Source organism: Rhodococcus indonesiensis (assembly GCF_047782815.1).
In the GTDB taxonomy this organism is placed as follows: domain Bacteria; phylum Actinomycetota; class Actinomycetes; order Mycobacteriales; family Mycobacteriaceae; genus Rhodococcus; species Rhodococcus indonesiensis.
Genome location: NZ_CP180630.1, coordinates 573,535 through 598,282, shown reverse-complemented (window position 1 = coordinate 598,282; position 24,748 = coordinate 573,535). Strand labels below are relative to the sequence as shown.

The following is a 24,748-nucleotide window of genomic DNA, read 5'->3' as shown; positions in this document are numbered from 1 at the left end:
CTTCAGGCCAGTACCCGTGCGATCCACGCGTCGGGGTCGTCGATCTCGGCGAGGGTCGGCATCGCGTCGGGTCCGCTCCAGACGGTGTTGAACCGGGCCATGCCCACCCGTTCGACGACGGTGTCGACGAACTTCTTGCCCTGCACGTACTGGGCCATCTTGGCGTCCATCCCGAGCAGTGCCCGGACGATGCGGTGGACGGGGTTCACCGCGCGTCGGCGACGGTTGTCGAACGCGCGCCGGATCTGCGCGACGGCGGGCACCACGGAGGGCCCGACGGCGTCCATCACGTGGTCGGCGTGGCCTTCGAGCACGGTGCCCAGGGCCAGCATGCGGTCGAGGGCGGTGCGCTGGGGCTCGGACTGCACCGCCCGGACGAGACCGAGCACACCGCGCTCGGCCATGGGTTTCTCCTCGCCCGGCCGGCGATCGCGCAGGACCCCGGTGATCCGGGCGGCGAGATCGGTGAACGACTCGTCCACGGTCCGGCCCAGCTCCGCCGCCGCCTCGCGCATCAGATCCGCCATCCACGGGGCCTCGGCGAACTGCACGCGGTGTGTGACCTCGTGCAGGCACACCCACATCCGGAAGTCGGCGGTGGGCACCCGCAGCGCCCGCTCGACGGCAACGACGTTCGGGGCGACGAGCAGCAGCGACCGCGAGAAGGGGTCGTACTGACCGAGCACGGCGGTGGACAGGTACGCGAGCATCGCGCCGGCCTGCATGCCCGCGGGCTTGCCGACCCACCGCCCCTCGGCAGGCCCGGAACCGGTGAGGTCCGCCATCGACCTGGCGGCGGCGTGCACCCATTCGGACCGGTCGACGACTGTGGCGGGCGGGACGTCTCGGCCGTCGCCGAGGCCGGTCAGCTCCCGCACCGGTGGCTCGGCGCGGTCGGCGGCCGAGGCCAGCTCGGCGACGACGGTTTCGGCGGTGTACCGCGACATCGCCGGGCCCGGCCGGGTCAGGCGTGCTCCGACCCCGGCCGCGAACTTCCAGTCGATCGCGTCACCCAGCATCCGGTCCCGGTCGGTCATCGGCATCCGCATCCTCGGAGGGTCGCCGCCACCGCGTCGAGGGCAGGTCGGCTCTCGCCCGGCGGACGGTCGTTGGACAACAGGGCGAACGTCAGCACCCGACCGTCGGTGTCGACGACGAATCCGGTCAGGCCGCTCGCCTGCGACAGGGTGCCCGTCTTCGCGCGGACCCAACCCGCCCCGTCGCGGTTGGTCGAGGCGTAGCGCTCCGAGAGGGTGCCGGTGGCGCCCGCGACCGGCAGGTAGTCCAGCATCGGGCGCAGCGACGCCTCTTCGGTTCCGGCGGCGGCGGCCATCACCGCGTCGAGCAGCCGAGCGGGAATCCGGTTGTCCACGGACAGCCCGCTCACGTCGTGGAGGGTGAGCCCGGTCAGGTCGAATCCCGCCTCGCGCAGGACCGTGGAGACGCTGTCGACCGCGCCGCGGAAGGACGGCTCGACGCCCTCGGCCGCGGCGATCTCGCGGCCGACGGCCTCGGCAAGGACGTTGTCGGAGTAACTCATCATCTGCCCCAGCCGATCGCGCAGCGGTGCCGACTGCACCGCGGCCAGCGGGGCCGCTCCGGGCCGGACTGTCCCGGGGGCGACCCGGGCGGGGTCCGCGCCGAGCGCGGCGGCGAGGGCCCGGCCGGCGTCGAGGGCGGGGGTGGGGGTGCGCGGCGACTCGTCCTCGAGGGGGTTCAACCGGCCGCCGTCGAGCATCACCGGTTCGATCGGCGCCACGGAGCCGCCGGCGATGTCGGCGGGAAACCAGCCCGTGGCCAGGGAGTCGCCGGCGTAGGCGCCGGTGTCGACGAGCACCGTGTCGACGGCCGCGCCGCTGCGCTGGATCTGCTGCACGAGGTCGGCGATGCGCGGGGCGCCGGCGTAGAAGCCGGACTCGCCGAGGGGACGGGCGGTGAGGGTGGGATCGCCGCCGGCGACGAGCACGATCTCCCCCGGCCGGCTGCCCTCGACGACCTTGGTGGTGACCCGGTGTTCGGCGGGCAGGGCGAGCAGCGCGGCAGCGGCGGTGAGAACCTTCGTCGTCGACGCCGGGATCATCGGCCGGGCCGGGTCCTTCGACCACAGCACGGTGCCTGTGGCGGCGTCGGTGATCGAACCGGTGAAGTTGCCCAGTCCCGCATTCCCCAGCGCCGGCGCGAGCGCGGCCGCCAGGGCGGGACCGGCGGGGGCGGGGGCGTCTGCCGGTACCGGGGCCACCTGCGGGGTCGCGGTGACGGGCGCCGGTGCCGGCGCTATGGCGGCGGCAGCCTCGCCGCTGCGGAAGTCGGAGAGCGCGAAGGCCCCTCCCACGAGCAGCGCGACGGTCCCCGCTGCCCAGATGGTGAACAGGATCCGGAGGTTCCGGCGGCGCCGTCCCGCCAGTGTGCCCAGCTTCTTCTTGCCCTGCCCCGCCAACACGCCTCCGCTGTGTCGAATCCCGCGGCGTTCGCTCCGGCGAATCCCGCGCCCTGGTGACCGCCCCGGTGGTCCGGCACCTGCGCCACCAGCGTAGCGCCGACCCGTTATCCTCTGTGCGGACCATCACCGCAGATACGGCAGTCGTATCGATCTACAAGTGAGGACACGGCGTGGAGTTCGAGGTCACCATCGAGATCCCCAAGGGGCAGCGCAACAAGTACGAGGTCGATCACGAAACCGGCCGCGTGAAGCTGGACCGCTACCTCTACACCTCGTTCGGCTACCCCGCCGACTACGGCTACATCGAGAACACCCTCGGCGAGGACGGCGACCCGCTGGACTGCATGGTGCTGCTCCCCGAGTCCGTGTTCCCCGGCGTCATCGTCGAGGCCCGTCCGGTGGGCATGTTCAAGATGGTCGACGAGGCCGGCGGCGACGACAAGGTCCTCGCCGTGCCCGCGGGCGATCCGCGCTGGGACCACGTCAAGGACATCAGCGACGTCTCGCAGTTCGAACTGGACGCGATCAAGCACTTCTTCGTCCACTACAAGGACCTCGAGCCGGGCAAGCACGTCGAGGCCGCGGACTGGGTCGGCCGCGCCGAGGCCGAGGCCGAGGTCTCCGCGTCGATCGAGCGCCTGAAGGCGAACGGCGGGCACTGACACCACGCGTCGTTCGGGCTCCGCGGCCGCCGGCTGCGGAGCCCGAACGCGTTCTCAGCCGCTGCGCTCGATCGCGTCCCGGATCTCGGCGAGCCGATCGAGCAGGCGCGGCCGGAGCTGGGCGTCCACCCGCGCCGACCACGGCCGCAGCAGGCGCGGCAATCGCAGGACGAAGTGCTGCCGCAGGAGACATCCCTGCGGGGTGGACTCGATCCGGTAGTCGAGGTGGCCGGTGAACCAGACGCTGCGGAAGTCCATCGCGAGCAGTTCCGGGTCCTCGATCGCGGTCACGACGCTGTCGACGGACATCCACCAGCCGGGTGCGAGCCGCACCCGCTCGTGCCACCGGGTGCCCTCGACGGTCGGACCGGACGGGGACTTGTCCATCCGGACGCCTGTGCGCGCCGGTGCACCCACATGGTCCTGCACGTCGGCGAGCAGCGCGAACACTTCCCCGGCGGGTCGGCGCACCGGGATATGCAGTTGGATATCCGTTGGGGTGCAAGGACTTTCGTCGGCCGGCGGGTCACCGCCCCGGCGGCGCCGCGCGTGCCGCTCGGCGCGGTCCCGGATACCGAGCAGCATCCGCCGGGACATCACGAAGTCGCCCGCGTCCATGAGGACGGCCCAGCCGACCGCGAACGGCGACGGGGGGATCCGGAATCGCACGCGATGCACAGCCGGCTGTGTCCGGGCCCGTCCGGGCCCGTCCGGACACAGCCGGCGGTGACCGCACCCCCGTCGTGCGAGTGGGCGTACACGAGGGAACGTCCGGGGTCGATCGACTCCACCCGGAAGGCGGCCGGGGAACCCGCGACCAGCCGGACCGGGTCGCCGACCTCGAGCCGCTGCAGTTCTGGCCGGATCTCCCGGGCGCTCGGCTTCCCGCCGTTGTCGACGAAGTCGTAGCTGTACCAGCCGGCACGGTCCCCGGCGCCCATCTGGACCAGCCACGGCCACACGTCCACCGGCTCGGCCGCGATCGACACCGCTCGGGTTGCCGACCAGTGGGGCCGGGGCAGGATCTCGTCCCCCGGCATCCCCGTCCCGCCACCTCGGTCCCCGTCGCACCCCAGTGCAACTGCCAGGGCCGGTAGGCCGTCAGATACGCCAGTGGGACGGCCGGCACCAGCCGACCGCCCCACGTCAGGACCGGATGACTTCGCACCCGTCCATCCTCTACCGGCCCCGGAACTCCGGGGGCCGCTTCTCGAAGACCGCCGCGACGGCCTCGGTCAGGTCCTCCGACGGCAGGAACGCGGCGTTCCAGGCCGCGACGTAGCGCAGGCTGTCGTCGACACGCGGCGAGCGGCTGTGGTCGAGGACGGCCTTGATGCCGTGCACGACCAGCGGCGGATTCGCCGCGATCTCGGCGGCGGTGGCCTGCGCGGCGGCCAGGACGGCGTCCGCGTCCTCGAAGACGTCGTTGACCAGGCCGATCTTCTCCGCGCGTGCCGCGTCGATGTCCTTGCCGGTGAGGGCCAGCTCACGCAGGTGCCCGTCGCCGATGATGAGCGGCAGGCGCGCGAGGCTGCCCACGTCGGCGACCATCCCGACCTTGACCTCGCGGACACTGAACTTCGCGTCGGCACTGGCGTAGCGGATGTCGGCCGCGGAGATCAGGTCGACGCCGCCGCCGATGCACCAGCCCTGCACGGCGGCGACGACGGGCTTACGGCAGTCCGCGACCGCGGTGATCGCCGCCTGCATCCGCTTGACCATCTCGTGGAACTCGGTTCGCGGGGCGGCCAGCGCCTTGTCGGCGAGGACCTTGCCCAGGTCGCCGCTCATGGCGGGCAGGTCGAGACCGAAGGAGAAGTGCTTGCCGGCACCGGCGAGCACGACGGCACGCACGTCCGGATCCGCGTCGAGCTCGCCGAACAACAGCGGCAGCTCGGTCCAGAAGTCGGGGCCCATGGCGTTGCCTTTGCCCGGACCGACGAGGGTGACGAGCGCGACGTGGTCCGCGACGTCGACCGTGAACGCTTTCCAGCGAGATTCCTGAGTCATTACTCGAGAGTAATATGCGGGCGCCGCTCCGCTGTCACGGACCGCTCGTTACAGCCCGGAAAATTCCGCGCTCTGCCCCTGGTGGCCGCCACGCCGCGGACGGATCCTGGGGGTACGAACGGTCCGGCCCGCAGAGGAGCGACTGTCATGCTGATGCACCAGGGCATCGGTCTGGGTGCCTTCAACGCCCTGTCCCGGCGGGGCGCCACCCATGCGCTGTACGAGTGCTGCGCGTCGCTCACCTGGGCCCAGGCGGTCGCGGCGGGACGTCCCTATGCGAGCTACTCGGAACTGTTCGCCCGCGCCGACGCCGCCCTGTTCTCCGCGAGCGACGCGGAGATCGCGGAGGCCCTCGATTGCCACCCGGTGGTGGGCCGCCGGCGCGGCAGCACCGCCTCGCGGCTCGAGCAGTGCTCGCTGTGGGACGAGGACGAGGCCTTGACGGCCGCGATCACGGCCGCCGCCGCCGCCTACGAAGAGCGCTTCGGGTACCGCTATCTGTGGTGCCCGCAGGGCCGCGGACTGCAAGAACTGCTGACGGACCTGAACCACCGGCTCGCACACGACCCCGAGGCGGAACGCAAGGTGTGCACGGAGGAACTCGCCAAGATCACCCGCACCCGGCTCGAGCGCATGCTCGGACCCGAGGACGGCTTTCCGCCGTATTGACCCCCGACTGTATCGACTCCGACCGTATCGACCTCGGCCGCGGCCGGACCTGCCGATCGGAGCCACGGACGGCGGCGGACTCCTAGGCTGGAACCATGTCCGGGACACTGCATCCGAATGCCGCTCGGGTAGCCGACACGCTCATCGCGCGCGGTCACCACGGGTTGATCACGACCCAACCGGAGTCGGTGCACACCGCCGAGCAGGCGGCGGCCGCGCTCGGGGTCGACGTGGGAGCGATCGTCAAGTCGCTGGTGTTCCTGCTCGACGACGAACCGGTACTGCTGCTGGTCTCGGGTGCCCACCGGGTGAATCCGGAACGAACCGGCAAACGCCTCGGCGGTGTGCTCGTCGCGGCGCCCCCGGACGTGGTCACCGAGGTCACGGGTCAGCCCGTCGGCGGCGTGGCACCGCTCGGGCATCCGACGAACCTGACCACGTACGTCGACACCGCCCTGGCTGCTTTCCCCCAGCTCTGGGCCTCCGGAGGGCATCCACGCACGCTGTTCCGCACGACGTTCCGCGAACTGATGCGCATCACGGCAGCCGTCGACGTCGACGTCGACTAGACCTGCCGGTCCGGACGGCCGGTGCGACAGCCCGCCCGGGAAGCGGTCAGCTGCACTGCGCCGCCCCGGCGGTGGACTCCGCCAGGCCCGGACGGGTCTCGGGCGACGGCCCCCACAGGCCGTCGGTCTTCGCGTAGGTCCAGCCGGGACCGGCATCCACCAGCGTGTGCAGCGCGTCGAGCAGACGATCCACGTCGGCGGAGGAACTGCCGAGACCGAGCGAGGCACGAACCGCGCCGGCGGGCAGTCCGACCCGGGCGAGCAGCGGGTGCGCGCAGAACCGGCCGTCGCGCACCCCGATTCCGTGCTCGGCGGAGAGATACGACGCCACCTCGCCGGGCTCGAAGCCGGCGACCGTGAAGGTGACGATGCCGACGGAGTCCGGGGAGTCGCTCCACAGCCGCAGGATCTCGACGCCGTCGACGCCGCGCAACCCGTCGAGCAGGCGCCGGCACAACGCCTCCTCGTGCACGGTGACGGCATCGGCGTCGAAGCCGGCGAGCGCGTCGCACGCTGCGGCGAGCGCCGCGACACCGAGCACGTTCGGTGTGCCCGCCTCGTGTCGCGCTGGGGCACAGGCCCATTCGGTGTGATTGAGACTGACGTCGCGGACCGCACCACCCCCTGCGAGGTACGGTTCCGCGACGTCGAGCCAGTCCCGGCGCCCCACCAGAGCACCGGCACCGAACGGAGCGTAGAGCTTGTGCCCCGAGAATGCGAGGTAGTCGACGCCGAGCGCGGTGAGGTCGATCCGCCGGTGCGGAACCAATTGTGCTCCGTCGACGAGGATCCGGGCACCGCAGGCGTGCGCGACGTCGGCGAGTTCGGCGATCGGGAGGACCTCGCCGGTGACGTTGGAGGCGCCGGTGACGGCGAGCAGCGCAGCAGGCCTGCTGCACAGTTCGGCGACGAGCCGGCGGACGGTCTCGGCGACGGTGTCGGCAGCCTCGACGACGCGAGCATTCTTCCAGGGCAACAGGTTTGCGTGGTGTTCGACGTCGAGTACCACCACGTCGCCGGGCACGGCTCCGGCCAGGAGGTTGAGCGAGTCGGTGGTGTTGCGAGTGAAGACGACCACCTGATCGTCTGCGGCGCAGACGAATCGGGCCACGGATTCGCGGGCCTGCTCGTAGCTGGTGGTGGAGATCCTCGAGGCGTAACCGGCACCGCGATGCACGCTGGCGTAGTACGGCAGGAGTTCGGCGATCCGCTCGGTGACCGCTTCGAGGGCCGGCGCGCTCGCCGCGTAGTCGAAGTTGGCGTAGGTGCAGGCACCGCCCTGCACCAGGGGTACCTGAAGATCACATCCGGTGACCCGGGCGAACGGTGCGATACAGGTGTCAGCGGTCAGTACAGCGGCAGTCATGACGTTCCCTCGTCGTTCAGGGATTCGCCGGTGGTCGCCTCGTCGCTCGAGTGCGATCACGGTCCGAATCCGCGCTTGCCGTGTCCGGTGTGGAAACACGGCCAGGTCGTCACCCGGAGCACCCCACCGCGGAGGAGGGTTGCCGACCAGCTAGCCGGGGCTTGTCGCTGGTTCTCGTGACCTGCGGAAGAGGATGGCAAAAGCGCGCACGGATGTCAAACCGGGATCGCACCGTCCGCCGTCCGGCATGCGAATCCCCAGGGAGAGGCCGTTTCTCGCACCGAACCGGACAGCGGCGGGGATTCCGGTGACCGGGAGGTGGAGGAATTCCACCGCGCGAGTGGGCACCGACACACCCGATGTTCACCCTCCGTCCACCTGACCGTGAGATAACCGGACGAACGCACCACCAGGCCGAGAGAAGGACATGCGATTGCCTGCCCAGCCCACGACGGATTCGGATCGGTCGTATCGCATCCCCGAGGAGTTCCTCCGCTCCTCCCATGCCCCGGCCCCTCGCACCCTCGTCGACATCCTGCGTGCCACCGCCGACACCCACCCGGACGCTCCGGCCGTCGACGACGGATCCGTCACCCTCAGCTACACCGAACTCGTCGAGAAGGTCGTCGCCTGCTCCTACCGGCTCGCCGACGCGGGAGTCGGCGGCGGGGACCGCGTCGGCGTGCGCATGCCGTCCGGCTCCGCGGACCTGTACGTGACGATCCTGGGCATCCTCGCCGCCGGCGCGGCCTACGTGCCGGTGGACGCCGACGATCCCGACGAACGCGCCGAACTCGTGTTCGGGGAAGCGCAGGTCACCGCCGTCGTCACCGCCGACGGCATCGGCCCGGGCACCGCGCCGCCGTCGCCGCAGCCGCAGCTGCGCGGTCCGCGTCTCGACGACGCCGCCTGGATCATCTTCACCTCCGGATCCACCGGCACCCCCAAAGGGGTCGCGGTCAGCCATCGCAGCGCCGCCGCCTTCGTCGACGCCGAGGCCCGGCTGTTCCTGCGCGAGAACCCGATCGGCCCCGGCGACCGCGTACTGGCCGGGCTGTCGGTCGCGTTCGACGCGTCCTGCGAGGAGATGTGGCTCGCGTGGCGGCACGGCGCGTGCCTCGTCCCCGCGCCCCGCTCGCTCGTGCGGTCCGGGATGGACCTCGGACCGTGGCTGGTCTCCCGCGACATCAGCGTCGTCTCCACCGTTCCCACCCTCGCGGCGATGTGGCCCGCCGAGGCGCTCGAAGCGGTGCGGCTGTTGATCTTCGGTGGGGAGGCCTGTCCGCCGGATCTCGCCGAGCGGCTGGCTGTGCCCGGGCGCGAGGTGTGGAACACGTACGGGCCCACCGAGGCCACCGTGGTCGCGTGTGCGGCGACGATGGACGGCACCGGCCCGGTCCGCATCGGCCTGCCGCTCGACGGCTGGGACCTCGCCGTGGTGGACGGCGAGGGCCGGCCCGTCCGGGAGGGCGGCACCGGCGAACTCGTCATCGGCGGCGTCGGACTGGCCCGCTATCTGGACCCGGCCAAGGACGCCGAGAAGTACGCTCCCATGCCCACCCTCGGCTGGGACCGCGCCTACCGCAGCGGCGACCTGGTCACCCTCGACCGCGCGGGGCTGCTGTTCCAGGGACGTGCCGACGATCAGGTCAAGATCGGCGGCCGGCGCATCGAACTCGGCGAAGTCGACAACGCTCTGCAGAACCTGCCCGGCGTCGCCGGCGGCGCGGCCGCCGTACGCAAGACCGCGGCCGGGCACTCGATCCTCGTCGGCTACATCGCCAGCACCGACCCCGAGTTCGACCTCGCCTCCGCGCGCGACCTGCTCGGTGAGCAGCTGCCGGCGGCCCTGGTCCCGAGACTGGCGCTGGTGGACGAACTGCCCACCCGGACCTCCGGCAAGGTGGACCGCAACGCGCTTCCGTGGCCGCTGCCCGGCGCGGAGGCCGCCGCCGCCGAGGCTCTCGGCCTCGACCCGACCGCCGAGTGGGTCGCCGGGCTGTGGGTGTCGATTCTCGGTACCCCGATCGAGAGCATCGACGACGACTTCTTCGAACTCGGCGGCGGCTCCCTCGCCGCGGCCCAGCTGGTGACGGCCCTGCGCGAACGCTATCCCGCGATGACCGTCGCCGAACTGTACGACCATCCGCGACTCGGCTCGCTGGCCGAGTACCTCGACGACCTCGCGCCGTCCGCTGTGGTCGCCCCACGGCAGGTGGCCCCCGTTCCGCGCCGGTCACAGCTGCTGCAACTCGCCGTCACGGTGCCGCTCACCACTCTCACGGGGCTGCAGTGGGTGACCTGGCTCGCGATCGCGAACAACGTCTTCTCGCTGTTCGTCGACGTGCCGTGGCTCGCTCCGGCGTCGTGGTGGTGGGTGACCGTCGGCATCCTGCTGTTCCTGACCCCGCTCGGCCGCATGTCCGTCGCCGTCGCCGGGACGCGGCTGCTGCTGCGCAACCTGCAACCCGGCACCTACCGGAGGGGCGGCAGCGAGCATCTCCGGCTGTGGACGGCGCTGCGACTGTCGGAGGCCAGCGGTGCGGTGAACCTGTCCGGGGCGCCGTGGATGCTGTACTACGCCCGCGCGCTGGGTGCGAAAGTCGGAAAGGGCGTCGACCTGCACAGTCTGCCGCCGGTCACCGGCATGCTCGAACTCGGTGACGGCTGTTCCATCGAACCCGAGGTCGACCTGTCCGGACACTGGATCGACGGCGACGAGGTCCACATCGGCAGCATCCGGATCGGAGCCGGCGCGACGGTCGGCGCCCGCTCGACTCTGGCCCCGGGCGCCCGAGTCGGCAAGAACGCCGAGGTCGCGGCCGGCTCTGCCGTGTTCGGCCGCGTCAAGGCCGGCCAGCACTGGGCCGGCTCCCCCGCCCGGAAGGTCGGCAAGGCCCTGCATCCGTGGCCCGCCGAGCCGCCGCGGCGTGCCTCGTGGTGGGTGCCGATCTTCGGCCTCACCTCGATGGTGCTGGCCTCGCTGCCGATCGTCGCGATCGGCGCCGGGCTCACCCTTGTCGGATGGTGGATCCGCGATGCCGCCGACCTCACGGATGCATTGCTCCGCAGCGCGGCGATCCTGCCGGTCGCCGCCCTGCTGACCCTGTTCGTGTTCGCCGCCCTCACGGTGCTGTCGGTGCGTGCCCTGGCCGTCGGCATGACCGAGGGACACCATCCCGTCCGCAGCCGCGTCGGCTGGCAGGTGTGGGCGACAGAGCGACTGATGGACAGTTCGCGCACGTTCCTGTTCCCCCTCTACGCCTCGATGCTCACGCCGGGCTGGCTGCGACTGCTCGGCGCCGACATCGGCAAGGACGTCGAGGCCTCCACCGTGCTGATGGTGCCCAAGTTCACCCGCGTCGCCGACGGCGCCTTCCTCGCGGACGACACCATGGTCGCCAGCTACGAGCTCGGTGGCGGCTGGCTGTACATCTCCCGTGCCAAGGTGGGCAAGCGCGCGTTTCTCGGCAACTCGGGTATGGCCGCCCCGGGGCGACGGGTCCCCAAGTACGGACTCGTCGCGGTCCTCTCGGCTGCGCCGTCGAAGGCCAAGTCGGGTTCCTCATGGCTCGGCAGCCCCCCGGTGCGGCTGCGTCGCGCGGCGAACGACGGCGATTCGAGCCGCACGTTCGCGCCCCCGGTGCGGCTGCGCGTGGCCCGCGGCTTCGTCGAGACCTTCCGCCTGCTGCCGATGATCGTCACGTTCGGTATCGGTCTCGGCGTGCTGTTCGCCCTGCAATCGCTGGCGACCTCGGTGGGGTACGCGGCGGCCGCGGCGCTGAGCGGAGTCGTGCTCATCCTCGCCGGCGCCGTGGCCGGCATCGTGTCCGTGGCCGCCAAATGGGCGGCCGTCGGACGCATCGGCCGGGAGGAACACCCGCTGTGGAGCTGGTTCGTGTGGCGCAACGAGGTGGCCGACACCTTCGTCGAAACGGTCGCGGCACCGTGGTTCGCCCGGCCCGCTACCGGCACGGCCGTGATGAACCTGTGGCTACGGGGCCTGGGCGCGAAGATCGGCCGCGGGGTGTGGTGCGAGAGCTACTGGCTGCCCGAGGCCGACCTGGTGACCCTCGGCGACGGTGCGACGGTGGAACGCGGGTGTGTTGTGCAAACGCACCTGTTCCATGATCGGATCATGTCCATGGACACCGTCACGCTCGGCGCCGGCGCCACCCTCGGCCCCCAGTGCGTCGCACTGCCCGCCGCCGGAATCGGGGCCGGTGCCACCGTCGGCCCGGCCTCGCTGGTGATGCGCGGTGACGTCGTTCCGGATTCGACCAAATGGCAGGGCAATCCGATCGCGCCGTGGTCGCACCCGAGCGATTGGTCCCCGCAGTGAAGCCGGGGAACGACCCGAAGAAGACCCGCGAGAACGGCAGAACCTCGAAACCGGACGCTCCGATCGATCCGTACCTGCCGCGCAGCGGCAACCGTGGGTACCGCGTGTCGAGGTACGAACTCGACCTGAACTACCGGGTCGTGGCCAACCGGCTCACCGGCACGGCTACCGTCGTCGCCACCACCACCGACGAACGCGGCAAGTTCGCGCTCGACCTCGCGCCGACCATGCGGGTGACCAAACTGTCGGTCAACGGGTCCCGGCCCGCCAAGTACGCCCAGCGTGACGGCAAACTCGTCGTCACCCCCGCCCGGAAGATCCCCGTCGGCGGCGTGCTGACGATCGTCGTCCACTATCACGGCACCCCGAAACCGATCCGCAGTCCGTGGGGCGAAGTCGGCTGGGAGGAACTCGAGGAGGGGGCATTGGTCGCGAGCCAGCCCAACGGCGCCTCGTCGTGGTTCCCCTGCGACGACCATCCCGGCGCGAAGGCGAGCTACCGGATCACGGTCACGGCCGACTCCCCCTTCCAGGTGATCGCGAACGGCACACTGGTGCGCAGGACGACGAGGGCCAGCCAGACCACCTGGGTGTACGAGCAGCCGGAACCGATGGCGACCTATCTCGCCACGGTGCAGATCGGGAACTACGAGACCCGCACGATGTCCGAGACACCGGTGCCGCTCGTCGCGGTGCATCCGCCGCGTCTGCGGGCGAACTTCGACCGGGACTTCGGCCGGCAACCACAGATGATGGAGGTCTTCTGCCGGCTCTTCGGGCCGTACCCGTTCCCGCACTACAGCGTCGTCGTCACCGAGGACGAACTCGAGATCCCGATCGAGGCGCAGACCCTGTCGATCTTCGGCGCGAACCACTGCGACGGCAGCCGGAGCGAAGAGCGGCTCGTCGCGCACGAACTCGCGCACCAGTGGTTCGGCAACAGCCTCACCCCGTCACGGTGGCGCGACATCTGGCTGAACGAGGGCTTCGCCTGCTACGCGGAGTGGCTGTGGTCGGAGAACTCCGACGGGCCGTCCGCGCACACGATCGCCGAGGAGGCACACCGCGGGCTCGGCCGCAAACCTCAGGACATCCTCCTCGGCGACCCCGGGCCGGACCTCATGTTCGACGACCGCGTCTACAAGCGGGGCGCCCTGACACTGCACGCGCTGCGCCTGCGCCTCGGCGACGAGAAGTTCTTCGCGCTGCTTCGGCAGTGGACCGCGGACCACCGGCACGCGACCGTCACCACCGAGCAGTTCACCGACCTCGCGGCCCGGTTCGCGGACGCACCGCTGCGTCCGCTGTGGGACGCGTGGCTCGCCGAGAAGGCACTGCCGCCGATGCCCGAGCCGTGAGACGTCAGGCCGACGCTCGCTCCGGCAGGTGTGCCTGCCATTTCGCCAGGACGAGCACCAGGCACGCGGCCGCCGCGACCGCGCCCACGACGAACATCGCCGGGTAGGTCAGGACCGGGTACGTCTGCGACAGGTACACCATCACCGCGGGTACCGCGAAGCCGAGATAGCTCAGCGAATAGAACACCGCGGTGAGCCCGGCGAGGTCGTCGGGGCGGGCGATACGCTGCACTTCCTGCAGGCCCGACACCAGCGCCATGCCGTAGCCGCAGCCCAGGACGACCGCGGCCAGCAGGGCCAGCGGCACGGTCAGGGCGGCAGCCGCGGCCGCCGCCGTGACCATCCCCACCACGAGCAGCGTCAGTGCCACCGCTACCGCACGGGCATTGTGGGGGGTGTCGATCCGGCGGCCCAGCGACTGGATCGCGAAACCGGCACCGAGGGCGACGACGCACAGCAGCGCCGAGAACGCGATCGGGGCGTCGCCGCTGTGTCCGGTCATCAGCGCCGGCAGGATCGCGTACGCCGAACTGGCGGCGCCGAACACCCAGGGGGCGACGGGGGCGATCACGAACAGGAAGCGGGCGTGCCCGGCCGCCGGGATCTTCAGGTCTTCCCGCAGCGCGGTCCGTTCCGCTTCCGGCTGCGCCGGGCGGGTCTCCGGCGTCCGCAGCAGTGCCGCACCTGCGCCGATACTCAGCCCGATATGCACGAAGTAGGACAGGGCACTCGGCATCGGGGCCCACTGGGCGAGGGCACCCGCGATGCCGGCACCGACACCGAAGCCGGCGGTCAGGCTCATCGCGGCCCGTCGCGCACCGGCTCCGGCCGTCGCGCGCGGGTCCCAGCGCGGGTCGGACAGTTCCTTCAGCCAGCTGCCACCGACCGCCATGCCCAGTCCGAGCGCGATCCCGCAGAGGATGCGGCCGAGGATGAGCAGCGGCGCGGAGTCCGATCCGAGGGCGAGCACCGCGGAACCGACGAGGGCGACGAACGGTGCGGGCACCATGACAGGCCGACGACCGAGCCGGTCGGAGAGCGGACCGCCGACGAGCAGGGCCGGCACGATGCCCAGGACATAGGCGAAGAGGAACAGGTCGACGACGACCGGCGCGAAACCGTGTTCGAGCCGGTACATCACCAGCAGCGGGGTGAACTCGTTGCCGCCCCACGCGACAGCGAACATCGCGGCGGCCACGAGCAGCCACGCCCTGCGGGGAACGGCATCCGTACCAGCAGTGGGCAGACGACCCGGTTCGGTGGCAGTTGCGGTCACAGTCGTCCCCCTCCGAGTCCGTGCACCTCGCGCATGTGCACCTCGAGCGCCTCGTCGAACGCGTCGGCATCCCCGGCGGCGACGAGATCCACCAGATGCGCATGGTCGGCGATGATCTTCTGCAGCTGCGCCGGATCCCGGGCGACAGAACGGGCCGTCATCCGTCGCTGGCGTTCCCGCAGGCCGGCATAGAAGGTGTCGAGAAGCGGATTGCCGCCCGCGGCCACGATGTTGCGGTGGAAATCCGCGTCGGCACCGCTGAAGCCACCGACGTCACCACGCTCGGCAAGTTCGCGCTGCTTGTCCAGGCTTGCGCGCAAGGTACGTTCGAGTTGCTCTCGTGCCGGCGGAGCGGAGGTGACAGCGCGCACCGCGTGGGTCTCGAGCAACCGTCGCGCATCGACGACGTGCTCGGCCTCCCCGTCCGCCACCGGAACTACCAGTGCGCCGCGCTTGGGGTACAGACGCATCCAGCCCTCGGCCTCGAGGCGGAGGAAGGCCTCGCGCACCGGGGTACGGCTGCACGACATCCGAGCCGCGATCTCCCCTTCGCTGATCAGATCACCGCCGGGCAACTCACCCGACAGGATCAGCTCCTTGACCTCGCGATAGACCGACTCGGCCGCTGAATACGACATAGACACAAGATGTATTTATACAGCAGGCCGGCGGTGGAGTGCCACCCGGCCCTGTGCCCCTACCGAAGGCCGCCAGGCAAACGACGGTCTGCAGACACTGGGGGAAGCCATACTCGAAGAGACCGAGGGAGGAAGGGCTGGAGGAGGTTGCGATGAGGCGACGACCGGCCCGTAGTGACCTGCTGCACGCGGCTGCGATGGGCAGCGTCGCCACCGGCGTCGCGTTGTACTGGCTCGACTACTTCACCGCCGGACATGTCAGATCGTCCGACGACCCCTCGTACATCGCGTTCGAGAACGCATTCCCGGCCGCTGACGGGCTGATGGCCGCGAGTTTCGCAGTGAGCGCCTGGCACCTGACGAGGGGGCGGTCACTCGCCGTCCCGCTGGGGATCGCGGCCGGCGGCGCGATGACATTCCTCGGAGCCATGGACACGCTGTGGAATATCGAGCACGGCAACTACCGGCGAATGACTACCGAAATCGCAGTCGAGACGGGCATCAATGTCGTCTCGCTCGCGTTCGGACCGTGGACTGTCGCCCGACTGTGGCGGCGGCGCGAGGCACTCGTCGACTGAGCGGACACCTCCGGTCGTACGGTCGCCGCGGGCTCCGTCGAATCGGGTATCTGCTCCGGAAATGCCGGAAGCCCCCCGACAGTGTCGGGGGGCTTCCGGTAACGGGTGTTCGGCGGTGTCCTACTCTCCCACACCCTGTCGGGTGCAGTACCATCGGCGCAGACAGGCTTAGCTTCCGGGTTCGGAATGGGACCGGGCGTTTCCCTGTCGCTATGGCCGCCGTAACTCTGCGAAACGACACACACTCACTCGCTTCGCTCGTGAATGATCGAGTGAACGCTGTTCCCCCCTTTCTGGGGGGCTTCGCCCTCACTCGATTCACGGAAAGCGTGTGAATCGAGTGTGCTGTTTCAGATACCGCACAGTGGACGCGTAGCTTCTTCGTGGTAAGTCCTCGGCCTATTAGTACCGGTCACCTGCATGCGTTGCCGCACTTCCAGTTCCGGCCTATCAACCCGGTGGTCTGCCGGGGGCCTTACCCCCTCGAGGGGGTGAGAAACCTCATCTTGGAACAGGCTTCCCGCTTAGATGCTTTCAGCGGTTATCCCTTCCGAACGTAGCCAACCAGCCGTGCCCCTGGCGGGACAACTGGCACACCAGAGGTTCGTCCGTCCCGGTCCTCTCGTACTAGGGACAGCCTTCCTCAAGTTTCTAACGCGCGCGGCGGATAGAGACCGAACTGTCTCACGACGTTCTAAACCCAGCTCGCGTGCCGCTTTAATGGGCGAACAGCCCAACCCTTGGGACCTACTCCAGCCCCAGGATGCGACGAGCCGACATCGAGGTGCCAAACCATCCCGTCGATATGGACTCTTGGGGAAGATCAGCCTGTTATCCCCGGGGTACCTTTTATCCGTTGAGCGACACCGCTTCCACATGCCGGTGCCGGATCACTAGTCCCGACTTTCGTCCCTGCTCGACCTGTCGGTCTCACAGTCAAGCTCCCTTGTGCACTTGCACTCGCCACCTGATTGCCAACCAGGCTGAGGGAACCTTTGGGCGCCTCCGTTACATTTTGGGAGGCAACCGCCCCAGTTAAACTACCCACCAGGCACTGTCCCTGAACCCGATCAGGGTCCGAGGTTAGAGGTCCAATACGATCAGAGTGGTATTTCAACAACGACTCCACCCACACTGGCGTGCGGGCTTCCCAGTCTCCCACCTATCCTACACAAACCGAACCGAACACCAATACCAAGCTGTAGTGAAGGTCCCGGGGTCTTTTCGTCCTGCCGCGCGTAACGAGCATCTTTACTCGTAATGCAATTTCGCCGAGTCTGTGGTTGAGACAGCAGAGAAGTCGTTACGCCATTCGTGCAGGTCGGAACTTACCCGACAAGGAATTTCGCTACCTTAGGATGGTTATAGTTACCACCGCCGTTTACTGGGGCTTAAATTCTCAGCTTCGCGGATCGCTCCGCTGACCGGTCCTCTTAACCTTCCAGCACCGGGCAGGCGTCAGTCCGTATACCTCGTCTTACGACTTCGCACGGACCTGTGTTTTTAGTAAACAGTCGCTTCTCTCTGGTCTCTGCGACCACCCCCAGCTCCGACCGCGAAGGTCTTCACCGGGCGTGGTCCCCCTTCTCCCGAAGTTACGGGGGCATTTTGCCGAGTTCCTTAACCACAGTTCTCTCGATCGCCTCGGTATTCTCTACCTGACCACCTGTGTCGGTTTGGGGTACGGGCCGTGTGAAAGCTCGCTAGAGGCTTTTCTCGGCAGCATAGGATCATGGAATTCGCCTCATTCGGCTACGCATCACCTCTCAGGCTTGATGTGACACGGATTTGCCTATGTCACGCCCTACAGGCTTACACCGGTACAACCACTGACCGGCCCCACTACCTTCCTGCGTCACCCCATCGCTTGGCTACTACCAGATCGGGTCCCGTGCATCCACACAACCGATTCCCGAAGGAACCGGCCGGCTTCAGGACGGTTAGCATCACTGATTCACCAGGGGCGCGTTCACACGGGTACGGGAATATCAACCCGTTGTCCATCGACTACGCCTGTCGGCCTCGCCTTAGGTCCCGACTCACCCTGGGCGGATTAACCTGGCCCAGGAACCCTTGGTCATTCGGCGGACGAGTTTCTCACTCGTCTTTCGCTACTCATGCCTGCATTCTCACTCGCGCCGCCTCCACACCTGGATCACTCCGGCGCTTCCCCGGCGGCACGACGCTCCCCTACCCACCCACACATCTGGCTCGAACCCCGCAGGATTCGAGCAGACTCATGTGAGTGCCGCGGCTTCGGCGGTGTACTTGAGCCCCGCTACATTGTCGGCGCAGAACCACTTGACCAGTGAGCTATTACGCACTCTTTCAAGGGTGGCTGCTTCTAAGCCAACCTCCTGGTTGTCTCAGCGATCCCACATCCTTTTCCACTTAGTACACGCTTAGGGGCCTTAGCCGGCGATCTGGGCTGTTTCCCTCTCGACTACGAAGCTTATCCCCCGCAGTCTCACTGCCGCGCTCTCACTCACCGGCATTCGGAGTTTGGCTGATTTCGGTAAGCTTGTGGGCCCCCTAGACCATCCAGTAGCTCTACCTCCGGTGAGAAACACGCGACGCTGCACCTAAATGCATTTCGGGGAGAACCAGCTATCACGGAGTTTGATTGGCCTTTCACCCCTACCCACAGCTCATCCCCTCAGTTTTCAACCTAAGTGGGTTCGGGCCTCCACGACGTCTTACCGTCGCTTCACCCTGGCCATGGGTAGATCACTCCGCTTCGGGTCTAGAACATGCCACTCGAGCGCCCTGTTCGGACTCGCTTTCGCTACGACTACCCCACACGGGTTAACCTCGCGACATGCCACTAACTCGCAGGCTCATTCTTCAAAAGGCACGCCGTCACCCCCAGCAGACCAAACTGCTCGAAGGCTCCGACGGATTGTAAGCGCACGGTTTCAGGTACTATTTCACTCCCCTCCCGGGGTACTTTTCACCTTTCCCTCACGGTACTAGTCCGCTATCGGTCACCAGGGAGTATTCAGGCTTATCGGGTGGTCCCGACGGATTCACAGCAGATTTCACGGGCCCGCTGCTACTCGGGTACCCTCCACGAGAGCCGGCGTGTTTTCGTCTACGGGATTCTCACCCTCTACGACAGGCCGTTCCAGACCACTTCGACTAACACACCGGTTTCTTACTCTCGCCCACCATGACAGTGATGGGAAGAAGGGCCCCACGACCCCACGGATGCAACGCCTGCCAGCTCTCACACACCCGCGGTTTAGCCTCTTCCGCTTTCGCTCGCCACTACTCACGGAATCACATGTTGTTTTCTCTTCCTGTGGGTACTGAGATGTTTCACTTCCCCACGTTCCCTCCACACGCCCTATATATTCAGGCGCGGGTAACACGACATCACTCGTGCTGGGTTTCCCCATTCGGAAATCCTCGGATCACAGCTCGGTTGACAGCTCCCCGAGGCATATCGCAGCCTCCCACGTCCTTCATCGGCTCCTGGTGCCAAGGCATCCACCGTACGCTCATAAACACTTACAACAAAGATGCTCGCGTCCACTGTGCAGTTCTCAAACAACACACAACAACCCCTACCGCAAGAAAACCAGTTCCTTGTTTCGCAGGTCATCGTCGCTGACAAAACACATTGCGTGTTCTCTCAGGACCCAACAGTGCACCGATATAACCACCGCGACGGGAACATGTGATCCCCGCCGGCGCGGTGATGGTTGCCAGCGTTCCACCCATGAGCTCCTGCCGTTCCACATGTGGGAACGAAACAGTCTCTGCCCGAGAGGACTTCACCTGTGTGAACCCTCGACGGGAGAAGTGCTCCTTAGAAAGGAGGTGATCCAGCCGCACCTTCCGGTACGGCTACCTTGTTACGACTTCGTCCCAATCGCCGATCCCACCTTCGACGGCTCCCTCCCACGAGGGGTTAGGCCACCGGCTTCGGGTGTTACCGACTTTCATGACGTGACGGGCGGTGTGTACAAGGCCCGGGAACGTATTCACCGCAGCGTTGCTGATCTGCGATTACTAGCGACTCCGACTTCACGGGGTCGAGTTGCAGACCCCGATCCGAACTGAGACCGGCTTTAAGGGATTCGCTCCACCTCGCGGTATCGCAGCCCTCTGTACCGGCCATTGTAGCATGTGTGAAGCCCTGGACATAAGGGGCATGATGACTTGACGTCGTCCCCACCTTCCTCCGAGTTGACCCCGGCAGTCTCCTGCGAGTCCCCAACTTGACTTGCTGGCAACACAGGACAAGGGTTGCGCTCGTTGCGGGACTTAACCCAACATCTCACGACACGAGCTGACGACAGCCATGCACCACCTGTACACCGACCACAAGGGAAACCCCATCTCTGGGGCGGTCCGGTGTATGTCAAACCCAGGTAAGGTTCTTCGCGTTGCATCGAATTAATCCACATGCTCCGCCGCTTGTGCGGGCCCCCGTCAATTCCTTTGAGTTTTAGCCTTGCGGCCGTACTCCCCAGGCGGGGCGCTTAATGCGTTAGCTACGGCACGGATCCCGTGGAAGGAAACCCACACCTAGCGCCCACCGTTTACGGCGTGGACTACCAGGGTATCTAATCCTGTTCGCTACCCACGCTTTCGCTCCTCAGCGTCAGTTACTGCCCAGAGACCCGCCTTCGCCACCGGTGTTCCTCCTGATATCTGCGCATTTCACCGCTACACCAGGAATTCCAGTCTCCCCTGCAGTACTCAAGTCTGCCCGTATCGCCTGCAAGCCCGCAGTTGAGCTGCGGGTTTTCACAGACGACGCGACAAACCGCCTACGAGCTCTTTACGCCCAGTAATTCCGGACAACGCTCGCACCCTACGTATTACCGCGGCTGCTGGCACGTAGTTGGCCGGTGCTTCTTCTGTACCTACCGTCACTTGCGCTTCGTCGGTACTGAAAGAGGTTTACAACCCGAAGGCCGTCATCCCTCACGCGGCGTCGCTGCATCAGGCTTGCGCCCATTGTGCAATATTCCCCACTGCTGCCTCCCGTAGGAGTCTGGGCCGTGTCTCAGTCCCAGTGTGGCCGGTCGCCCTCTCAGGCCGGCTACCCGTCGTCGCCTTGGTGGGCCGTTACCCCACCAACAAGCTGATAGGCCGCGGGCCCATCCTGCACCGGAAAACCTTTCCACCCCCCACCATGCGGCAGAAGGTCCTATCCGGTATTAGACCCAGTTTCCCAGGCTTATCCCGAAGTGCAGGGCAGATCACCCACGTGTTACTCACCCGTTCGCCACTAATCCACCCAGCAAGCTGGGCTTCATCGTTCGACTTGCATGTGTTAAGCACGCCGCCAGCGTTCGTCCTGAGCCAGGATCAAACTCTCCGTTGAAGACTCTCAACCAAACCCCGAAGGGCTGATCAGCCATAAGCGTAGAGCCGAATCACTAGCAAAAAACTCAAACTAGCAAAAACACTGACCACCACAGACGGAAGAATGCGGCAGTCAGCAACGATCATCACGACACCTCATCGGCTTGACACCATGGTCGGCGTCTGATCTGATCGCACCAAATAAAAAATTTGGCACTGACATTCATCGGCACACTGTTGAGTTCTCAAAGAACACGCACACACCATCACCCCGCGAACCAACGTCCGCGGCGCTCCGGGGCAACCGTTCCAGCCTACCCACACCACCCGACGGGCACAAACCCGACGCACTCGGTGGGATCAGCAACGGCCCAGAACCCTACCAGAAGATCCCGAACCGAACAATCAGGCGCCTGCGTCCAACCTCGTTGTCCCAAGCCCCTGCGGGCCGGGTCGGTGTCCGTGTCGCTCTGACCTGGAATAAGTTACGTGAACATTGCGCGACTTACCAAATCGCCTGGTCAAACCGCTTTTCCGGACGACATCAGGGCACCCAGTACTTCACGGCCAGCTCTTCCACAACGGGGTCTCCCTCGGCGGCCTGGTCCAGCAGTGCCAGATCGAGGCCGATGTCGATGAGCCGGGGGTTGTCCCCTTCTGCGTCCCCGAGGGGGCGCCCGCCGTCTTCTCCGCGCTGGCGCAGAATCTTCGCTCGCACCCGCTCCTTCAACGACTCACTCATAGTTCGAGTGTACTGAGCCGGCGACGCCTGAGCGGGGTGCCGAGCAGCGACGATCGGCCTAGTGGTCGTCGTCGCGCCGGCGGAACACGCGCACCGCGGTGGGGATGAGAACGACCAGGGCGCCGACGATCAGAACGATCGAGAAGATCTCCAGGAGCACACCCGCCATCATCCGGCACGCAGCGCAGCGGCGGGCGACTTTTGCCCGGGGCGACCGGACCGCAGAATGCACGTGCGCACGACGACGAAGGCCCTCCATCCGCGTTCGGGATGGAGGGCCTTCGTCGTTCGGAGCTGCCTGCGAGAATCGAACTCGCGACCTTTTCATTACGAGTGAAATGCTCTACCGACTGAGCTAAGGCAGCGTGCCTGACGGCGCGCACGAGTCTAGCGCCTACCCCCCTGCCCAATGCAAACCACCCGTCGTCGCCTACCGGAAGGCCGAGCTCAACCGGGCCGCCATCGCGGCCACCGCGAAGCGCGGCTTGACGTTCTGCGCGAGGACCTCGCGGCACTCGAGGATCGCCTCGATGCAGGTCAGCAGCGCCTCCGGCCGGGCACGCGACGCCAGGTCGGCGGCACGCTCGGCCATGTCGGGATGATTGGCGGTGCCGGAAGCGCCCAGGGAACGTGCCAGCGCATCCCGGTACAGACCGGCCAGATCGATGAGGGCGCGGTCCATGATGTCGCGCTCGGTCCGGGTACGTCGGGACTTCTGGGTGCGTTCGAGGTCCTTGAGGACGCCCGCCGAGCCCCGGAGCGCCCCGGCGGCACCCTTACCGGTGCCTCCGGCGCCGAGAGCGGTCCGAAGTTCCTCGGTCTCCCGTTCGTCGCGCGTGGCGCTGATCTCCTTGGCTTCCGCCTCCGCACGCTGCACCAGCTCGTCCGCAGCGGTGTACGTGGTGGCGGGGCGGAGTACCGCCGCGGCCAGATCCAGCGCACGTCGACGGCTGGTGCGAGCGGTCTCGTCGGTGGCCAGACGTCGGGCCCGCCCCACGTGGCCCCCGCTGATCGATGCAGCCCAGTTCGCGGTCTCGGAGTCGAGTCCGTCGCGTTCGCGCAGCACCCGAGCGATTGCGTCCGTGTTGGGCGTGACGAGCGCGACGTGCCGGCATCGTGAACGCAGGGTCACGGAGATGTCCTGTGGATCGACGGACGGCGCGCACAGGAGGAACACCGTGCGCTCGGGCGGTTCCTCGACGACCTTGAGCAGTGCGTTCGCGGCGCCCTCGGTGAGACGGTCCGCATCCTCGATCACCACTACCTGCCACTGCCCGGTGCTCGGACGACGCGACGCGGTCCGGACGATGTCGCGCATCGCCTTGACACTGATCGTGAGCCCCTCTGGAACGACCCGACGGACGTCGCCGTGGGTACCGGCCATGGTGGTGCTGCACGCGTGGCAGCGACCGCAACCCGGGACATCGGGATCGGTGCACTGCAGGGCAGCGGCGAAGCAGAGCGCCGCGATCGACCGCCCGGAACCGGGAGGGCCGGTGAACAGCCACGAGTGCGTCATCCGGGAACCGGCCCCACCGCCGCGCGCCGCGGTGGCCGCGGCGATCAGTTCGGTCTCCACGTCGCGCTGACCGACGAGACGTTCGAAGACACCGGGCATGGCCTCAGCGTAGCGACCGGCTCCGACGCCGCCGAGGCGTCGGCCGTCCGAAACCTTCAAGACGGTGACGTCACCGCGACCTAGCGTCACCGGTATGACTGCACAACTCGCCCTGGTCGGGCTCGTCGTCGCCGACATGACCCGTTCCTTCGACTGCTATCGACGCCTCGGATTGGACCTTCCTGCCGGTACCGACGAACCGCATTTCGAAACGACACTCCCAGGTGGGCTCCGCTTGGCATGGGACACCGTCGAGTCGGTCCGGTCCTTCCATCCGGACTTCCGGCCGGGAACGGGTGGCCCTGCGCTCGCCTTCGACTGCGGTTCACCGGCAGGCGTGGATGCGACGTACCGCGACTTGCTGGAGGCGGGATGCACGAGCGCGCTCGAACCGTGGGACGCGTTCTGGAAGCAGCGCTACGCGAGCGTCCACGATCCCGACGGGCACAGCATCGAACTGTTCGCGTCCCTGCCCGGGTGACCGCTCAGCCGAGGAGCGCACCGAGCGTGGTTCCGGAGAGGGCGCGGACCTCCCGTGCGAGATGAGCCTGGTCGCTGAAGCCGCACTCGGCCGCGACGTCGGCGAACGGTCGGCCGGTGCGGGCGAGACCTACCGCGCGGCGGAACCGCAGCACTCGTGCCAGCGTCTTCGGTCCGTAGCCGTACGCGCGCAGCGCATGCCGGTGCAGCCGGCGCACACTCCAGCCCGCCGAGCCCGCCACCTCGGCGACGGACGCGCCGGCACCGAGCTGCGCCGCGATGCCCGTCTCGACGCTGCGGTCGACGCCGTCCAGACGGCGCCGGGTCTCGCGCAGAAGCGCACCGACCGGGTCGGACTCCGCGTCCGACACCAGGCGACGAACGTGTGCGCCGGGCCGGATGTGGTCCAGCGGTACGCGTGCGTCGCGTAACTCGGCCGCGTCCACGCCGAGCACCGCCGGCCCCACGCCGGGGCCGAAACGCACGGCGGTCAGGTCACGGCGGGTACCCAGGTCGGAGAACTGCGCTCGGGTGTCCGGTCCGGCGACGAGGAGGCCGTCCTCGTGCCAGATCAGGTCCGTGCAACCGTCGGGCAGCACGGACGTTCCCGCCGAATCCGCGGTCCTCGTCGCCGTCCACACGAGCACACCGGGTATGCCGGACGCCGCTTCGCGGTACACA

General features: G+C 67.8%; 18 protein-coding genes, 1 tRNA gene, 3 rRNA genes and 1 riboswitch. Of the genes, 7 read left to right on the top strand and 15 right to left on the bottom strand.

Annotation, left to right across the window (positions count from 1 at the left end; genetic code table 11):
• Positions 1-2: 2 nt before the first annotated feature.
• Positions 3-1,043 carry a zinc-dependent metalloprotease gene (locus ACM26Y_RS02855; protein WP_416062588.1) on the bottom strand — a complete coding sequence of 347 codons (1,041 nt, stop codon included), beginning with the start codon at positions 1,041-1,043 and terminating at the stop codon, positions 3-5.
• The gene (dacB, locus tag ACM26Y_RS02850; RefSeq protein ID WP_003938268.1) at positions 1,034-2,440 is read right to left on the bottom strand and encodes a D-alanyl-D-alanine carboxypeptidase/D-alanyl-D-alanine-endopeptidase; all 1,407 of its coding nucleotides are present in this window, start codon (positions 2,438-2,440) and stop codon (positions 1,034-1,036) included. Before dacB ends, ACM26Y_RS02855 begins: the two co-directional genes overlap by 10 nt.
• A 170-nt stretch (positions 2,441-2,610) precedes the next feature.
• On the opposite strand from dacB, the gene ACM26Y_RS02845 reads away from it, so the two are divergent.
• Positions 2,611-3,102 (top strand): inorganic diphosphatase, encoded by a 492-nt coding sequence (locus ACM26Y_RS02845; protein ID WP_003938269.1) that lies wholly within the window; start codon positions 2,611-2,613, stop codon positions 3,100-3,102.
• A 54-nt stretch (positions 3,103-3,156) separates the two neighbouring features.
• Here the strand turns inward: ACM26Y_RS02845 and ACM26Y_RS02840 are convergent, their stop codons facing one another.
• The 3 genes from ACM26Y_RS02840 to ACM26Y_RS02830 form a co-directional block, all read right to left on the bottom strand.
• Positions 3,157-3,771, bottom strand: a complete 615-nt coding sequence (locus ACM26Y_RS02840; RefSeq protein ID WP_416062587.1) for an SRPBCC family protein — start codon at positions 3,769-3,771, stop codon at positions 3,157-3,159.
• Complete coding sequence (locus ACM26Y_RS02835) at positions 3,699-4,142, bottom strand: hypothetical protein (RefSeq protein ID WP_416062586.1); 444 nt, start codon at positions 4,140-4,142, stop codon at positions 3,699-3,701. The genes ACM26Y_RS02840 and ACM26Y_RS02835 overlap by 73 nt, the downstream gene beginning before the upstream one ends.
• Positions 4,143-4,281: 139 nt before the next feature.
• Entirely contained in the window at positions 4,282-5,112 is an 831-nt protein-coding gene (locus ACM26Y_RS02830) for a crotonase/enoyl-CoA hydratase family protein (protein WP_003938272.1), read from the bottom strand.
• Positions 5,113-5,259: 147 nt separating this feature from the next.
• Between ACM26Y_RS02830 and ACM26Y_RS02825 the strand changes: the two genes are divergently transcribed.
• Both ACM26Y_RS02825 and ACM26Y_RS02820 read left to right on the top strand, forming a co-directional pair.
• Positions 5,260-5,781 (top strand): 2-oxo-4-hydroxy-4-carboxy-5-ureidoimidazoline decarboxylase, encoded by a 522-nt coding sequence (locus tag ACM26Y_RS02825; protein WP_416062585.1) that lies wholly within the window; start codon positions 5,260-5,262, stop codon positions 5,779-5,781.
• Between the two features lie 95 nt (positions 5,782-5,876).
• A complete protein-coding gene (locus tag ACM26Y_RS02820; protein ID WP_416062584.1) occupies positions 5,877-6,350 on the top strand; it encodes a YbaK/EbsC family protein in 474 nt (157 codons plus the stop codon).
• A 46-nt stretch (positions 6,351-6,396) separates the two neighbouring features.
• Here ACM26Y_RS02820 and ACM26Y_RS02815 read toward each other — a convergent pair whose 3' ends face one another.
• Positions 6,397-7,716, bottom strand: a complete 1,320-nt coding sequence (locus tag ACM26Y_RS02815; protein WP_416062583.1) for an aminotransferase class V-fold PLP-dependent enzyme — start codon at positions 7,714-7,716, stop codon at positions 6,397-6,399.
• A 66-nt stretch (positions 7,717-7,782) separates the two neighbouring features.
• Positions 7,783-7,898: riboswitch (SAM riboswitch) on the bottom strand.
• A 245-nt stretch (positions 7,899-8,143) separates the two neighbouring features.
• Between ACM26Y_RS02815 and ACM26Y_RS02810 the strand changes: the two genes are divergently transcribed.
• Positions 8,144-12,058 (top strand): Pls/PosA family non-ribosomal peptide synthetase, encoded by a 3,915-nt coding sequence (locus ACM26Y_RS02810; RefSeq protein WP_416062582.1) that lies wholly within the window; start codon positions 8,144-8,146, stop codon positions 12,056-12,058.
• Positions 12,001-13,416, top strand: a complete 1,416-nt coding sequence (locus ACM26Y_RS02805) for a M1 family metallopeptidase (RefSeq protein ID WP_416062581.1) — start codon at positions 12,001-12,003, stop codon at positions 13,414-13,416. The genes ACM26Y_RS02810 and ACM26Y_RS02805 overlap by 58 nt, the downstream gene beginning before the upstream one ends.
• A gap of 4 nt (positions 13,417-13,420) precedes the next feature.
• On the opposite strand, the gene ACM26Y_RS02800 is transcribed toward ACM26Y_RS02805, so the two are convergent.
• Together ACM26Y_RS02800 and ACM26Y_RS02795 are read right to left on the bottom strand one after the other, a co-directional pair.
• On the bottom strand, positions 13,421-14,602 hold the full coding sequence (locus ACM26Y_RS02800; RefSeq protein ID WP_416063606.1) for an MFS transporter: 1,182 nt from the start codon (positions 14,600-14,602) through the stop codon (positions 13,421-13,423).
• An 86-nt stretch (positions 14,603-14,688) separates the two neighbouring features.
• Positions 14,689-15,330, bottom strand: a complete 642-nt coding sequence (locus ACM26Y_RS02795) for a GntR family transcriptional regulator (protein WP_003938279.1) — start codon at positions 15,328-15,330, stop codon at positions 14,689-14,691.
• 152 nt (positions 15,331-15,482) lie between these two features.
• Here ACM26Y_RS02795 and ACM26Y_RS02790 point away from each other — a divergent pair, with 152 nt between their 5' ends.
• Positions 15,483-15,908, top strand: a complete 426-nt coding sequence (locus ACM26Y_RS02790; RefSeq protein ID WP_416062580.1) for a hypothetical protein — start codon at positions 15,483-15,485, stop codon at positions 15,906-15,908.
• A gap of 107 nt (positions 15,909-16,015) precedes the next feature.
• Here ACM26Y_RS02790 and rrf read toward each other — a convergent pair.
• The 6 genes from rrf to ACM26Y_RS02760 form a co-directional block, all read right to left on the bottom strand.
• Positions 16,016-16,132: ribosomal RNA gene (rrf, locus tag ACM26Y_RS02785) — 5S ribosomal RNA — on the bottom strand.
• Positions 16,133-16,290: 158 nt separating this feature from the next.
• Positions 16,291-19,424 (bottom strand): 23S ribosomal RNA (locus ACM26Y_RS02780).
• A 299-nt stretch (positions 19,425-19,723) separates the two neighbouring features.
• Positions 19,724-21,246 (bottom strand): 16S ribosomal RNA (locus ACM26Y_RS02775).
• Together the 16S, 23S and 5S rRNA genes form the textbook arrangement of a ribosomal RNA operon.
• 525 nt (positions 21,247-21,771) lie before the next feature.
• Complete coding sequence (locus tag ACM26Y_RS02770) at positions 21,772-21,969, bottom strand: hypothetical protein (RefSeq protein WP_010595038.1); 198 nt, start codon at positions 21,967-21,969, stop codon at positions 21,772-21,774.
• 292 nt (positions 21,970-22,261) lie between these two features.
• A tRNA-Thr gene (locus ACM26Y_RS02765) sits at positions 22,262-22,334 on the bottom strand.
• 65 nt (positions 22,335-22,399) lie between these two features.
• The gene (locus ACM26Y_RS02760) at positions 22,400-23,587 is read right to left on the bottom strand and encodes a DNA polymerase III subunit delta' (RefSeq protein WP_416062579.1); all 1,188 of its coding nucleotides are present in this window, start codon (positions 23,585-23,587) and stop codon (positions 22,400-22,402) included.
• A gap of 94 nt (positions 23,588-23,681) precedes the next feature.
• Here ACM26Y_RS02760 and ACM26Y_RS02755 point away from each other — a divergent pair, with 94 nt between their 5' ends.
• On the top strand, positions 23,682-24,068 hold the full coding sequence (locus ACM26Y_RS02755) for a VOC family protein (protein ID WP_003935248.1): 387 nt from the start codon (positions 23,682-23,684) through the stop codon (positions 24,066-24,068).
• A gap of 4 nt (positions 24,069-24,072) precedes the next feature.
• Here the strand turns inward: ACM26Y_RS02755 and ACM26Y_RS02750 are convergent, their stop codons facing one another.
• Positions 24,073-24,747: a helix-turn-helix transcriptional regulator gene (locus ACM26Y_RS02750; RefSeq protein ID WP_054374975.1), complete on the bottom strand. Its 675-nt coding sequence runs from the start codon at positions 24,745-24,747 to the stop codon at positions 24,073-24,075.
• Position 24,748: the final 1 nt, after the last annotated feature.

Coding starts and splice junctions, on each gene's coding strand:
- ACM26Y_RS02855 (WP_416062588.1), bottom strand. CDS start 1,043: ATGCCGATGACCGACCGGGACCGGATGCTGGGTGACGCGATCGACTGG.
- ACM26Y_RS02835 (WP_416062586.1), bottom strand. CDS start 4,142: ATGCCGGGGGACGAGATCCTGCCCCGGCCCCACTGGTCGGCAACCCGA.
- ACM26Y_RS02800 (WP_416063606.1), bottom strand. CDS start 14,602: ATGTTCGCTGTCGCGTGGGGCGGCAACGAGTTCACCCCGCTGCTGGTG.
- ACM26Y_RS02830 (WP_003938272.1), bottom strand. CDS start 5,112: ATGACTCAGGAATCTCGCTGGAAAGCGTTCACGGTCGACGTCGCGGAC.
- ACM26Y_RS02795 (WP_003938279.1), bottom strand. CDS start 15,330: ATGTCGTATTCAGCGGCCGAGTCGGTCTATCGCGAGGTCAAGGAGCTG.
- ACM26Y_RS02790 (WP_416062580.1), top strand. CDS start 15,483: ATGAGGCGACGACCGGCCCGTAGTGACCTGCTGCACGCGGCTGCGATG.
- ACM26Y_RS02825 (WP_416062585.1), top strand. CDS start 5,260: ATGCTGATGCACCAGGGCATCGGTCTGGGTGCCTTCAACGCCCTGTCC.
- ACM26Y_RS02815 (WP_416062583.1), bottom strand. CDS start 7,716: ATGACTGCCGCTGTACTGACCGCTGACACCTGTATCGCACCGTTCGCC.
- ACM26Y_RS02810 (WP_416062582.1), top strand. CDS start 8,144: ATGCGATTGCCTGCCCAGCCCACGACGGATTCGGATCGGTCGTATCGC.
- ACM26Y_RS02820 (WP_416062584.1), top strand. CDS start 5,877: ATGTCCGGGACACTGCATCCGAATGCCGCTCGGGTAGCCGACACGCTC.
- ACM26Y_RS02805 (WP_416062581.1), top strand. CDS start 12,001: ATGGCAGGGCAATCCGATCGCGCCGTGGTCGCACCCGAGCGATTGGTC.
- ACM26Y_RS02760 (WP_416062579.1), bottom strand. CDS start 23,587: ATGCCCGGTGTCTTCGAACGTCTCGTCGGTCAGCGCGACGTGGAGACC.
- ACM26Y_RS02770 (WP_010595038.1), bottom strand. CDS start 21,969: ATGAGTGAGTCGTTGAAGGAGCGGGTGCGAGCGAAGATTCTGCGCCAG.
- ACM26Y_RS02755 (WP_003935248.1), top strand. CDS start 23,682: ATGACTGCACAACTCGCCCTGGTCGGGCTCGTCGTCGCCGACATGACC.